Origin of the sequence: Microvirga sp. RSM25, from assembly GCF_044784385.1 — a bacterium.
Lineage (GTDB): Bacteria > Pseudomonadota > Alphaproteobacteria > Rhizobiales > Beijerinckiaceae > Microvirga > Microvirga tunisiensis.
This window is the reverse complement of record NZ_CP173040.1, coordinates 466,983-480,036: the sequence shown is the minus strand read 5'-3', so window position 1 is coordinate 480,036 and position 13,054 is coordinate 466,983. Positions and strand designations below refer to the sequence as shown.

Here is a 13,054-nt window from a genome sequence, read left to right as displayed (position 1 = left end):
AATGTAAAGCCCGGGCACTGTAGTCGTCTGGCTCGCTCCGGGCGACCCGACCGAAGGTGCAGCCCCTCCGCTCGTGGGAGGCGCAATATACGAGTTTGAAGCCGGAGGGGAGTAGACCGGCGGTGGACTGTAGGTTGGCGCGGACGGCGGACTGTAGGTGGGCGGAGGTGAGTAGCTGTAGCCTCCTCCGGAGCCCGAATAGTGGCTGCTATGGCTACTGTGACTTGAGTGACTGCGATGGCTCGAATGGCTGCGGTGGCCGGCGTAGAGCTGCCGACCGTCGATATAGTTTGGGCGCTCGAATGTAAGTGGACGACCTTGAGAACCAGGGTCCGACCCCGCGACACCCTCAGGTAAGGCCGTCAATGCAGCGTCCGCTGGTGACCAGACCGTTGCGACTGCTGTCGCTGGCATTGCCCAGGCAAGAACGTTCTTGATGAATGCTGTCCAGTTGCGCTTCATGCGATTGCCTTAGGTTCGATTGCCTGGATGCCCTTGCTGCGCCAGCCGTCGCCGGCAGAACGGAAGAACCCGCAGCAGGACCCCCGCATCGTGCAACTTTGACACTCTGGGACGAAAACATTCTTCCAATCGGAGATGCTCTGACGGGCAAAGGGCCGTGCCTGATCCGGGAGCAGGCAGAGGGGGACATTGTAGATCGACACGGCCATACCCCGGCGCCATAGGTATCCTGAGACCTGGCTTAATGCGTCGGCATACTCAAGTGGGTCGATCCAGAGTGTCTCGCGATTAGAGCGAGCATATCCCATAGGTTCAAGGCCCATGAAAGCCACGTGTTCAGCAAAAGGTAGGTTCCAGTACAAGTACTCGGCTAGTTCTTGAAGGCGGTGGACCGTCTGACGATGCAGAACACAGCGGATCTCAATCCGATGGCCGCGCTCAGCGAGGTTATGAAGGCCGTTCACCGTTTCGTCGAAGGCACCGTCGGCCTGTACGACATAATCGTGATCTGTTGCATTGTCGGCATACACTGGGACCGCCCATACGACCTGACCAGCTGATCGATCAAACGAGCGGACAAAGGCACGATCCGCAAAGAGCCGCCCGTTGGTGAGTACGTGCAGAACTGTGTTTGGCAGATACTGGTTTGCCGCTCTTATGACTTCGACCAGGCCTTCACCAAGGAGGCATGGCTCCCCGCCCGTAATCCCGAGAACAGGCAGGTCACGATCGATCAGCTGAAGCAGGTCGATCATCTCGCCAATCCGCCAGCTGTCATCCTCCTCCCGAGGAGGCTGGCTGCACATAAGGCATCGGCTGTTGCACCGTTCGGTTGCGAACAGTGTGTTGGCGTTCGCATTACGTCGGTAGAGAACGTTCACTTGTCCAGACGGGTGGACCCGGATCACGTCCCCCGGAGCGACAACTGCAGGCATCGTGAGCGAGTGTAGCGTTGGAAGCGGTGATGCAAGACTGTCGTCTGCGCCAAGAACGGCACCGGCTCCAATCGCCACCAGCGAATTGAGATCGACCCCGTTAAGGTCACGCAGATCGATCATCACCCGCGGGAGTGGGAAATCCTGGCGAAGCGCCTCGGCTAAGGAGAGAACCTTGTAGAGAGTCAGAGCTCCTTGGCCGGAGACTGTGCCTCTTGTGTGAAGCGGAAGGGCCATAACACTATGCTGCCTTGGCTGCGGAGAGAGCGCCATGGACCCAATCTTCAAAAATCCCGAGCTTGCCGGGATCACCTTCGGCAAGATGGTTGAAGAGGATTCCAAAGAGCCCCATGTGCCGCTGGCAGTGCTCACTCTCGGCTCGATGCCCGACAGGATCCCCGTGGCGGGAAAGCGAACCTGCCGGATCGGGCCCACAGTAAGGTACGAAGGCACAATCGGAACAGCCAGGTAACGTCTCGGCCAGACCGGACGCTGCAAGGAGCTCCATCGCGGGAGACCGCATGAGCATCTGATAGCTATCGGTCACTGATCCCAGGCGCAGGGTATCGTTGCCAACCTCTTTGAGCATGCGCCCCTCGTCGGAGGCGTACACGCCGCCATCATAGTTATAGACGAGTGTTCCGAAGCCACTGCCGACTGGAGAGCGCAGATCCACATAGGTTGTTGGGAACGGCGTCATGATACTCGAGAGTAGAATCTTGGCGTAAGCCTCTTCGATGAGGTAGCCGTTCCTGTTTATCTCAAGGATGTGGCTCAGCGCGGTCCTGTAAAATCGCAGGTAGTCCTCGACCGCATAGCCAAGCCGTCGCTCTGACTTCTTTGCGAATCCAAAGGGGCTGAGGGGCCGCAGGAAGATCGATCGGAAGCCGAGCCGCACATACTCGTCGACAATCTCCCTTGGTCGCTCAAGGCTGCGTCGGGTGAGGGTGGTGAGTGCGGATATACTCTCGTCCCCAAGAGCCTGGCGTGCGCGTTGAAGACCCTGGACTGTCAGCGCATGGGCGTCTCCGCTCGGAAGCGGTCTGTTGGCGTTATGAAGGTCTGCTGGGCCGTCCAAAGAGGTCGAAACTTGGAAGTCATGGATGCGCATGAACTCCAGAACCTCATCCGTCAGGTGATGCAGTGTGGACGTGATTGAGAAAACGATCCGGCGGCGCTCCTGGATATTTCGGGCTTGGATGAGTTCGACGATGTGGCGAATGACTGGGAAGGCAAGAAGCGGCTCACCGCCTTGGAATTCGACGGTAAGATGTTGAGAAGGACTATCAAAAAGGCGATCCACGGCCGCTGTGGCAGTCTCTAAAGACATGTCATAGCGTCCGCTCGTGTGCAATCGACGTGAAACTTGGCAGTAATGGCAGCCATGATCGCAACCAAGGGTCACGACGAAGATGTGCAGAGACGGTCCGCCACGAAGAAAGGACTTCCTTGTGCGCAGTTTGGTTGCCAAGAGGCGAACCGCCGTTTCTGGAGATGCCTTGTATAGAAGGTGCTTTGCCTCAAGACTTCTCAGAGTGTTCTCATCGACGAGTGGCTCGCGGCGAGCGAACCTCGCAAAGGAACTTGGATCGAGGACGTGGAAATCTCCAGCCTCCGAGGTCACTAAGACCTGTCCGGTATCGAGACGTATGAACCTGAAGGGGAGATGGCCGTAATTTCCAGTTGAGGGGGCCGCTTGAATGGGGCGCTGCTCGTTCATTGGGGCTTAGTCCCCGTGGTCTCGCTAAACGCTGTTTGCCAGATGCGGCGCTGTAGATCGGAGGTCTGTCTCTCGATATCCACGCGAATGCTGAAATCAATAAGCGCCGATCGCAGCCTCCAAGCGAGGCGTGATCCAGATTGACCACCGCGAGCCTTCAGGGTTAGCCGAATGCGACCCTCGTCGGTCGTGACAATATCAATCTCGGCTTCGTGGGAGAGCCAATAGCAGGCTCTGAGAACCGCCTCTCGTGGATGAACGTTTGGGTCAACCTCGATGAGGTGTGTCTCGATAATGGGCTCAGAGATGGGTAGGGGCATGGGAACGGAAACTACTGCGTCAGCCGACGCTGGGTGGGAGGAAAGCTGATATAGTACGGAGATGCATAACTGGTAAAGTATTGGAGTTCTGACACGAGAATGAGAACTGCCATTTATATTCGTCTTTAGGATAATCTTTCGGAGGCAGTTACGAGATCATTTGGTCTGGATTCTCTATTCTAGCAGTTTTCACATCACCAAGTCTGTAAATGTGATCTTTGCAGAGCTGTATGCAACATCGTTTCTTGACATTATGCTCTCCAACCTGAATGGCCTTTAAGTTTCTGTCACCGATATCGTACCGGTCAGCAGCCGACCTTCTTCTTGATCGCCTCAACCTGAGAAAGCGAACGGCACACATTCTCACAGGGGATACCGTCATCGTCGCCATCAGCACGGCTATAGCCTCCGCACCACATCTCAACAGCTTCCTCGCAGGTGCTGACCGCCTTGCAGCTTCTGCGCTGAGCCATCAGAATCTCTTTGACGCGCTTAGCGCTCATGGAGGGTGTGCCTTGATCAAGGCTACCAACAGCTCCCGCTGCACCGAAGGAGCCAAGAGCCATTAAACTCGCTAGAGCGAGCGTCGTAAGTTTTCGTGTCATCTGTGCCCCCCACTTTAGTTCGATCTATGCAAACGGGTTCTTGACCTGCTGCGGCGCTTCTGCCGGGCTGCTCTCATCAGGCAGCTCCTTATCTTGCTCCAGTGCTTTCACAATAGCGTCGACGGCCGATTTCAGTGCCTTGGCTTTCTTGAGCCCAGACTTGTCGCGGGTCACGTCCAAGGAGCCGTAGACAGCGACCTTGTCAGTCCCGTTCTCAATGGTGAACTCGCCGATGCTCAATGAAGCACTATCGTCTGAAAAGGGTTGAAACTTCTTGGTCATGGGCGGCGTCCAAATTGATCGATGGCATCAAGAATGTCTCCAACAAAGCCACCGGTTGAAGGGCGAGGAGAGGGCAGCGGCGCTCTCTCTTCAGCAGGGGGCCTCGAAACGCTTCTTCCACCCCCTCGCGATCGCCTCAGTTGTGGAACAGGCAGGCTGGTCGCGGTTTGCTTCACCGAGGCTGGCAACTGAGGGAAGGCGTCCATGCCCGAGAGTTGCTGCAACTCAGTCAGCGAAATGACCCTGTAGTCGTTACCAGGTTGGTTCGGGGCAAGATAGGCGCCCACGATGTTGCTCTGAGGATCATAGATAGCCTTTGCAATGTGAGTGGGCACCAGAACGCGCCCTTTCAGAGCCTGGAGGTTCTCTCCTTGGAAGATAGGACCAGTGACCACATAGATTTCGTGGCGCTCTGAGTAGTCCCGCACGGCACGCTCGATGCTCTCCCACAGGTTCCGGTTGTTCTCAGAATTCTGCGGGATCATGTTGGCCAAGGAAAAGGACTCATCCATTCCTTGGGGCGTCGTCATGTCTCCCGCTGGAGCCATATGCCCACGGTCAAAGCCGCTGCGAAAGTAGTCAGAGAGTTCCGCCCGCTCGTTTGCTGGGAGATTGGGATCTGCGTGGAAGTTATTCAATCGGTTGAGGGCCCGAGCTCCTTTTGCTCGCCTGGGGGTCAGATGCTCAGCCGCCCAGAGCGGAGTACGGGTCAGCCCAGAATGCAGAACAGCAAATTCTGTGTAACAGATCTGCCGAGTTTTGGGAGCGAGTTTCGGATTGGTGAGTGTCGGCTCGGTGGCGCCGAGGAAGTGCTGAGGACAAGCTGCTGCTACGGCATCAGGGCCGAGTAGGAATGCCCCAAGGAGGAAAGCGACGAAGTGGGTTGGCAATCTCACAGCAGGCTCTTAAGTCGAACGAGTCTAGAAAGGAGGATCGCAGGTCCGTTCCACACGAGCAAAGTAAGCGTCCTAAGGGGCTGCGCCTCGGTCTGGCTCGCGAAGATGCCTCTGGAACGCGGGAGGCGACGAAGACCATACTTTCGTAATTCGGCATCACTCAGGAGCCGATAAGGCCGTTGCCGTGAGCGCGGCCTAAGAGGGTTGTCCTGCAGCAATCAGCAAACCCCTAGTGTTCGATGTTGTTCTAAGGCCGTTGAACTACCGCCGCAAGCTGTCCTCCAGTGCATGCCTTGCTGACGATCTGATCCGGAGCCACCGATGGAAAGCCCGCAAGATAAACCTGCGGGCGAACGATTTGACGGAGCGAAGCACCCAAAATGCCTTACCGCATCATATCTGCTGCGGTGTAGCTGTAGGACATAGTCCTGCAGGCGACTAGCAAGAGCCGCTGCGACCGCCCTGCTTGCAGCCAGCCGCACGGCCACCGCAATTGGAACCATCCTTGGCCGTGTCATAGGAGTTAGTGCATGCTTTTGCTGAAGAGATGGACGCGAGCGGTGAGAGAACAACAGCAGCGCCAAAAGCAAAGGCGATCAGGAGCTTCATGAGAAACGGGCCCAATTGGAATTGAAAAGATCAACAACGGTACGCCACGAGGACATGCCGCGAGCGTAAGATCCCATAACGGATTGCCACATTCAAGCCACAATTCGCCGGTCGCGGTGAGACTTTGGAATCCGGAGGGACCATACGGCGTTGCATTGCGAGCTCAAAGGCAGGTGCCCCGGTCCTGGATGTGACCTGAGATAACATCTCTTAATGAATCTGAATTTCTAAGACAAAGCAGGAAAGATCCTGCAAAACCAAACATCTTCCAGCGAGCGTCGCGCATCGCAGACCAACTCAACATCTGTCCGCGATGGTCTGGTGCGGGTCCTTTCCTCGCTGCAACGTCTCATTCCTAGTATGAGCCGAAGCGCCAGACGAGATTGCCCTTAAGGGCATGATCCTGGGTCCGTTCACTAATTTGACCTGAGTACGACCCCCCGAGGCTGAGCGCGCCCGAGGCCTGCCAGTCGAGACCTGCCTCTGCCACGAGAGCATCGCGGTCGATCGGGGCTCCGGCCACTGTGAAGGCACTCGCCCCGCCGGCAAAGGCCAGCAGCATCTCTGGCTCCCCATCCCCGAACGCATGCTGCCAGCCCAACAGACCCCGCAATGTCAGGGGCAGATCCTGGCCGATCTGCGCCTCAGCTCTGAGCCCGAGCGTCGTAGTGGCCAGATCCTGATCCTGGGTAGAACCGGACAGAGCTGCCGCTCCACCCTCCTCTGCAAAGCCGTCCGTGTGCAGCCGCAGCACCGACGCCCCAGCGAATGGCTCCAACTGCACATGGCCCAGTCCGACCCGATAGCCCACCTCGGCAAAAGCCTGCGCGGTCCAGCCGTACTATCGCGCGAGAACGGTGGCGGCCTCTTTGGTCGTTTGTACCGCGTGTGACACCCGGTCGACAGCACTGGAGATGGCGCCAATGTTGTTCGAGATGCAGCTCACGGCCTGCGCGGCATCCTGCATGTTCGACGACATCTCCCGGGTGACCACGCTCTGCTCCTCCACGGCTGTGGCCGCGCTGACGACATGATCGCGCATGGTCGCAACGGCATCCTTGATACGTGAGAGCGCCTCAACCACACCGTTAGGCTCACTTTGAATCGCATCGATCTCGGTGGTGATCTGCTCCGTCGCCCGGGCGGTTTGCGTGGCCAGGTTCTTGACCTCACTTGCCACAACCGCAAAGCCCTGGCCCGCGTCCCGTCCTCTGGCTGGATCAGAAGTCGGCTTCCAGATCCCGGGCCTCGGCATCTTCTACCCGCCCAACCTGACCCCTGATCCTGAGTCAGGGCTGGGCAAGTGGAGCGAGGCCGACATCGTCCAGGCGGTGCAAACCGTCGTCGGGCCGGACGAGCGTCAGCTTGTGCCGATCATGCCGTATCACTCCTACGGCAAGCCCACCGATGGTGATGCAGGGGCCCTTGCTAGCGACCTGAAGAGCCTGAAGTCGGTCAGGAACCAGGTGCCTGGTCCGGTCTCGGGGCCAACGAGAAGCCCACAGCCCCTTACGTGACCGTTGTCGTGCCCGAGTAGCCTCTGGGAGCAGAGCACGCCGAATTCAGAAGTTAGCGGTTCCCGGAAAGGCTCAGGAGACATCAGACATGTTGGATGCGGACTTGCAGCAGCTACGTGACGGCAACACGGCGATTGCGGAACTGGTGAACGAGCTGGCAGACCACTTGGCATAGCCGCTCCCGCCCGAACCGCCGTTCCAGGTCATGGCGAATGTGACAGCCCTGCAGAACTGGCTCTATGACATGGCGAGAATGGTAGGAAGCATGAAGCGGCTGATCCGTGACAGGATCCTGCAGCAGACACTCGCAGCCGACTATTCGCCGCAGGGCAAGGACGTATCAGCAAAAATCAGGCGGAGAGTGTGAACTTCTTGGCGCGGCCTAGCCGATCGTATTCACTGAGTTTGTTGCAGTGACCTGATAGATGGCCCGGGCGCGCCAATCCGTTGCGTCTGTTTCACCGCGGCGAGGTTTGGAACGTGGGGAACGCGTTGCAGAGACGAAATGAGGTGAGCGGGGCGATGGCGGCCCCGTCGCTTATGGCGAGGCCGCCCGGGGCTGGGGTGCCAGAGCGCTCGCAAGACGGCGGACGAGATCCGCTTCCGGACAGCACGAGGCAAAGGCCAGTCGGATGCGGCTGGTGCTTTCCTGCACCCGCACGGCGATCTTGAGCAGGCGCAGCCGCAGCGTTGCGAACTCCGCCCGGGCGAGATCGCGAGTGGCTGGGATGGCCTCCCGCACTGCCAGCATCAGCCAATAGGCGGCCGTGTGCAGCACGAGGCGAACCTGATTGGCCACCGCGCGCCGGCACGAGGTCCGGTCGGAGGCAAGCTGTGCCTTGTGGAACTTGATCCAGTTCTCCGCCTGACCGCGGGCACAGTACAGGCTCTCGTAGATGACTCGCGGGCTGGTTCTGATCAGGTTGGTGACCACAAAGCGGATGTCGAGCCCGAGGCGGGTCGCCTCAATGCGGGCCACCACCCGTCGCTCGCACGACCAGCTTTTGGCCCGGTGCATCGTCTCGGCAAAGCCGCGAACGACCTCGCGATCCTCCAGTGCCCTGTGGGTGCGCACCGCATCCGCCACATCCTGGACTTTGGCGGTGAGCGGCCTCGTGCCGGCCAGCCCAAAGAGGTAGCTGAGGCCGTTCTGCTCGCAGAACTCCATGGCCTCGGGACGGGCATAGTGACTGTCGCCGCGGATGGTGATGCGTGTCGTCGGCCAACGGGTGCGGATGCGCCGCACCAACCGGCGTAGATGCGCCCGCACCTCGATGCCAGACGGCGTCTTGCCCGGCCGCAGCACGATGGCGACGGGGCGGCCGGTGGCGCTGTCGTAGACGTGGATCGGCAGAAAGCAGCGCTCGTCATAATGGGCGTTGAACAGTGACAGCTGCTGATGTCCGTGCACCACGTCACAGGTGTCATCGACGTCCAGCACCGCCCCGTCGGGCGGAGTGGGATAGCTGTCCATCCATTGATCCACCAGAGCATAGGTCAGCCGGATCGCATCGCGCAGGCTCGGGGCGTTCTCCAGGCGCGAGAGGGTCGGCTGCGAGGCCAGATCGGCCCCGGTCTCCGGCAAGTGGCCGCAGGCGAGCTTGAACGCCGGATCCGAGCGCAGCGGGCCGAAGTCGTTGCAATCCTCATAGCCGCACGCGATGGCGAAGATGCGGGCGCGGATCATGTCGGTGATCGCGTGTGTCACGCGGCTCGGATCGCGCCGATCGGGGATGAGGCGCGCCAGCCGCTCGGCGATCCCGAGCTGGTGCTCGGCCTGGGCCAGGAGCATGACGCCGCCGTCCGACGACAGGCGCCCACCGTCAAAGGCGGCGGTGATCTTCTTGCGGGATACGGCTGGAAACGAGAACGTCGGGGTTGTATCGTCCGTCATGGCGGGTGTGGCAGCCTTGAAGGGGTTGCAGGATCGGCTTCAGCAACCAAATCCTACGCTGCTTCAAGCGCTTAAGCTACATCCGCCAGCCTTCTCCAGCCCTCTCGTGCATAAGAACGGCTAGATAGTCCGCATGGATGCTCGCGCTGCCCTCCTGATGCTTCTCGCACGCAGCCCGGCTCTGGGCCTGCCAGCCTATTCTCCTCGGAGAATCCTATATGGAAACTGTGTGTCATGCGGTTATGCCGCCGCTTCGCTCCCGGTCGGCTTGCTGGAACGGAGGGCGTTGGCTAAACCCTGCTCGATGAGTTTGCGGGCTTCGGTCTCGGTTATCTCTCTCACCGCTGCGATCTCTTTCGTCATGAAATCTAGGGCATTCTCGAAGATCTGCCGTTCGCTGTAGGATGCCTCTTCCTGCTGCGGCCCGCGGTTCAGATCGCGCAGAACCTCGGCGATGGCAACAAGCTGCCCAGTGCTGATGCGCTCCTGATAGTCCGCCGCCCGGCGGTTCCACATGCCACGCTTGGATCGAGCCTTTCCACTCAGGGTCTCGAGTGCCTGGTTGGCGACGGCCGGCTCGGACAGCTTTCTCAAGCCGCTGCTCTTCGCTTTGGTTAGGGGAATGCGGACCGTGACTTTTCCCGAGTCGAGTGAAAGCACAAGGAGGTCAAGTTTGAACCCGGCCACCTCTTGTTCCTCGATCCCTGTGATCACCCCAAGGCCATGGCCGGGATACACGACCGTTTCACCAGTCTGGAAGCTCAGAGCATTGTTCTTCGTTGTCATTCAGAAAAGCTCTCCTTGAGCCACAGATCATGCTTCATATGAGACGATCGGTGTCGAAGATGTCGAATTCGCTACTCTCGCTTGTGGAGCGTCGGTTGTCAGAACTCGATATCTTTTGTGCGGTTCCCGCATATCGGATGCCCACCTTCGCCATGCAAGAGGGCTCATTCAACGATGCTTAACGCGCGCTACGCTGGGTTCACTGAAGCGTAGTCTCATCACCGGCTGCTCGATGCCGATGCCTAAACGCAACCATAAGATGATGGAATGCCTTGGTTAACGTTGTCTTTACGTCAGCGGCAAGGCCTGCAGCCCAGAACAAGGTGGTTTGAGCTCTGCCTTTGCCGAACTCGCCGGCGGAATTCCTCACCGCCTGCCATCATCGCCTTTGGCGAAGCGACCTTCGCACAATGTTGGTGCGCTAAGTGGGTGACAGGGAAAGGGGGCCCCATGTGCAAGCGACAGATCGACCAGCGGCCAGTCGCGCCGAAACCATCGAACGATAACGATAACAATCCAAAGCCAGCAGGGTGTCTCATGACCTGGAAGCAGCCTGGCCTTCGCTCTGGGATATTGTCGGTCGCGCTTGAGCGGACGGAGCGTGTCAGACTGGACTTTGTGGCCGGAGGAGTGCTGACAATCCAAGGGCAGCGCTCACGGGTATAGGATTCCAGCGCTCCTCATTGAGATCGCTTTTCGGTTGCCGTACCGCTTGTCCCTCCCCTCAGGGGCCATGATGACGATCAGAGACATGCTGTTGGAAGGGGCAGGCGTGAGTGAAACACCGTTAGCATGGTTCAACCTGGCCCATGCCTATCTGCACGATGCGGCCGTCCTGAAAGCCGCTCCGAAGCCATCGGGCGGCTTCTATGAGGAGTTTCTCTACTTCCATTCCATCAAACTGTTCCTGAAGGCCTATCTGAGGCTTCAGGGTATCGAGAAGAGTGAACTGGGCAGACAACCCTACAGTCACAGACTAACGAACCTCGCGGACGTGGCGGAGCGGAGAGGGCTGGTGATTGGAAAGCGGATCAGGCTCGTGTGCGATGCAGCCCGGGATTTCGATAAGCCGACAGAGGCACGCTACATCAAGACTGGACACAATTCCCAGGTCCCCGCGCACAAGCTTCATGAAGCCGCCCGGGAGTTGCAGTCCAGAGTCGAAGAGGCGCTTTATGCAGACGGGATCCCCTTGCGTCGACCTCCCGGCTCCCAGTTGTTCATCCTCCGCGTCCACTCACGATCGCCAAGGCGGCAAAGCTGCTCGCGCGTCGGGATGCGAAGTCCCGATAAGGCTGTGCACCTGGCCAAAAAGAACGCCCCGGGAGCGAACCGAGGCGCTTAGGTCAGGGAGGAACACAAGTCACCCCTTCAATCTAGCCGTGTTGCCGATGCATGATTGTGCGCCAGGTCACAAAGGGTCTGTGTGACGACGGCCACAGAAGGATGGGCGGTTTTGAGCGTGCTGAGATCAATTGCAGGAGGTTTCTATGACCCTCACCATCCTTGATCCGCGCACTGGCCAGAAGGTCACCATGAAGCGATCCGCGAAACGCCAGGCCAGACGCTAGGCCCTCCAGGAGCTGACACGCTGCCCCGAACAGCGCAGCGATCCTCCCCTAATGAGTCAGAGGTCTGTATAGCCCTTTTTCCGCTGGGCGGCTGCCCAGCGCTTCCGCGGCTCTGACTTCATCAGGAAAGATCTCGACCTTCTCTTTGCCTTTGCAGCCAACGAAGCCCCAGTTGTGAACCAGCCGGATCGTGCCGAACAGATCACGCTCAATCATCAGGCTGAAGAAGCGTGCCCTGCCCTGCTCCGGGTCACGCCGATAGAGCACCAGGTGGTGCCGTATGGGCGAACGGGCCCGGCACCCTGGGAGCGGCCTCTACTCGGGTTTACCCTTCCGCAGGGTCCTCTCCATCTCGCGCATCATGGCCGCCTCGATCTCGTCGAGGTTGACCTTGACGGTTTCACCGCTGGTCTGCGCCTTGGCTCTCATCACCGGCACCTGCTTGGCCTTGGGCCGGTTGACGGCGATCCGCGCCTGCGCGGGGAAGCGGCCTTCCAGGGTGTCGATCAGGCTGTTGAGTGATGCATCGGACAGCGGGATCTGCGGAGCCTCATCGAGCCCTCTCAGGGCGATGGCTTGGTTGGTATAGCGAGGATCCGCCGTCAGCTCAGCCCCGAACCACTCCAGCGGACGAAAGCCCCTCGATTCCCCTTCAGAGGCGAATTCCACGGTGACAAAGTGTAGGGCACGGGGGCGGACGATCTCGTCGACCAGGGCATTCCCCTCGCCGATCGGCAGGGGTGTCCGGGTGTAGTCAACCTCGCCGGCGCAGACATCGAGCAGCGCATGGGCATGGGCCAGCGGGATTTCGGCCTCGTCCTCGGTCTCACCGTGTGGGCCGATCGTCTTGAGGATCAGCAGGCCCCTGTCCTCTTCGAGGCGGACCCAGGAGGAGCGATCCCGCTGTTCGGGAAGAAGCCTCGACATGGCGCAGGCCGCCCCTCTCGCGCCGGATCAGCCGAGCGAAGGATGGGGTAAGGAGAAAGCGGCGGCGAACAGTCATGAAATCCAGAGAATGTAAGGGGTTGAGGACGCCTATCTTTCGTACATGGCAGAGGACGGGGGAGGCAACCCTGAACCCCGCAATATGGTTTCCGCTCAGCCGCTGGCCTTAGGCCCGAGACTTCTCCTTCTCACTGATATGCCGCTGGGTGAGACACTCCTGAGTGTCGCGAAGCCGTCGATCAGCGTTAGGTTTGCCAAGCTACCCATTCAATGTCTGGCCACGATGAGAATTCCATGTCCGCCTTCGTGGTGGCTGTCTCCTAGTGATGGAGCTTGGTGTTGGCAAAGTGAGCCATGAATGCCCCCTGGGTAAGGATCATGCATGCACGGGTAAGTGCCGTTAGAGGCCGAGATGTCCGGGCAAGCTTCTGTCAGAACATGAGAGTGAGATGTGGTGGAATTGCTAGCGCCCGAACGGAAGATACAACGACGCCTTGGTAGAGATGCTGATT

General features: G+C 59.2%; 12 protein-coding genes and 1 pseudogene. 2 read left to right on the top strand and 11 right to left on the bottom strand.

Features of this window, described 5'->3' with window-relative positions; translation table 11 throughout:
- Positions 1-458: 458 nt before the first annotated feature.
- The 7 genes and pseudogenes from hxsC to ACD578_RS28255 all read right to left on the bottom strand — a co-directional run bounded on the left by hxsC (position 459) and on the right by ACD578_RS28255 (position 7,009).
- A complete protein-coding gene (hxsC, locus tag ACD578_RS28285; RefSeq protein ID WP_404295505.1) occupies positions 459-1,397 on the bottom strand; it encodes a His-Xaa-Ser system radical SAM maturase HxsC in 939 nt (312 codons plus the stop codon).
- A gap of 241 nt (positions 1,398-1,638) precedes the next feature.
- The gene (hxsB, locus tag ACD578_RS28280) at positions 1,639-3,117 is read right to left on the bottom strand and encodes a His-Xaa-Ser system radical SAM maturase HxsB (protein WP_404294096.1); all 1,479 of its coding nucleotides are present in this window, start codon (positions 3,115-3,117) and stop codon (positions 1,639-1,641) included.
- Between the two features lie 625 nt (positions 3,118-3,742).
- Positions 3,743-4,042: an excalibur calcium-binding domain-containing protein gene (locus ACD578_RS28275; protein ID WP_404295451.1), complete on the bottom strand. Its 300-nt coding sequence runs from the start codon at positions 4,040-4,042 to the stop codon at positions 3,743-3,745.
- 24 nt (positions 4,043-4,066) lie between these two features.
- On the bottom strand, positions 4,067-4,324 hold the full coding sequence (locus tag ACD578_RS28270; RefSeq protein ID WP_404295448.1) for a hypothetical protein: 258 nt from the start codon (positions 4,322-4,324) through the stop codon (positions 4,067-4,069).
- Complete coding sequence (locus ACD578_RS28265; protein WP_404295446.1) at positions 4,321-5,220, bottom strand: DNA/RNA non-specific endonuclease; 900 nt, start codon at positions 5,218-5,220, stop codon at positions 4,321-4,323. Before ACD578_RS28265 ends, ACD578_RS28270 begins: the two co-directional genes overlap by 4 nt.
- Before the next feature lie 964 nt (positions 5,221-6,184).
- A pseudogene (locus ACD578_RS28260) lies at positions 6,185-6,655 on the bottom strand (autotransporter domain-containing protein); the annotation flags it as partial.
- A gap of 15 nt (positions 6,656-6,670) precedes the next feature.
- Positions 6,671-7,009, bottom strand: coding sequence for a hypothetical protein (locus ACD578_RS28255; protein ID WP_404295443.1), 339 nt, complete (start codon positions 7,007-7,009; stop codon positions 6,671-6,673).
- On the opposite strand from ACD578_RS28255, the gene ACD578_RS28250 reads away from it, so the two are divergent.
- Entirely contained in the window at positions 6,993-7,346 is a 354-nt protein-coding gene (locus ACD578_RS28250) for a hypothetical protein (protein WP_404295440.1), read from the top strand. The two genes, ACD578_RS28255 and ACD578_RS28250, sit on opposite strands and share 17 nt — an antisense overlap.
- Before the next feature lie 538 nt (positions 7,347-7,884).
- Here ACD578_RS28250 and ACD578_RS28245 read toward each other — a convergent pair.
- Together ACD578_RS28245 and ACD578_RS28240 are read right to left on the bottom strand one after the other, a co-directional pair.
- Positions 7,885-9,240, bottom strand: a complete 1,356-nt coding sequence (locus ACD578_RS28245) for an IS1380 family transposase (protein WP_404294322.1) — start codon at positions 9,238-9,240, stop codon at positions 7,885-7,887.
- A gap of 240 nt (positions 9,241-9,480) precedes the next feature.
- A complete protein-coding gene (locus ACD578_RS28240) occupies positions 9,481-10,026 on the bottom strand; it encodes a CarD family transcriptional regulator (protein WP_404295439.1) in 546 nt (181 codons plus the stop codon).
- A gap of 733 nt (positions 10,027-10,759) precedes the next feature.
- On the opposite strand from ACD578_RS28240, the gene ACD578_RS28235 reads away from it, so the two are divergent.
- Positions 10,760-11,371 carry a hypothetical protein gene (locus ACD578_RS28235; RefSeq protein ID WP_404295436.1) on the top strand — a complete coding sequence of 204 codons (612 nt, stop codon included), beginning with the start codon at positions 10,760-10,762 and terminating at the stop codon, positions 11,369-11,371.
- 274 nt (positions 11,372-11,645) lie between these two features.
- Here ACD578_RS28235 and ACD578_RS28230 read toward each other — a convergent pair whose 3' ends face one another.
- Entirely contained in the window at positions 11,646-11,864 is a 219-nt protein-coding gene (locus ACD578_RS28230; protein WP_404295433.1) for a WGR domain-containing protein, read from the bottom strand.
- A 48-nt stretch (positions 11,865-11,912) separates the two neighbouring features.
- Positions 11,913-12,524, bottom strand: coding sequence for a hypothetical protein (locus ACD578_RS28225; RefSeq protein ID WP_404295430.1), 612 nt, complete (start codon positions 12,522-12,524; stop codon positions 11,913-11,915).
- Between the last annotated feature and the right edge of the window lie 530 nt (positions 12,525-13,054).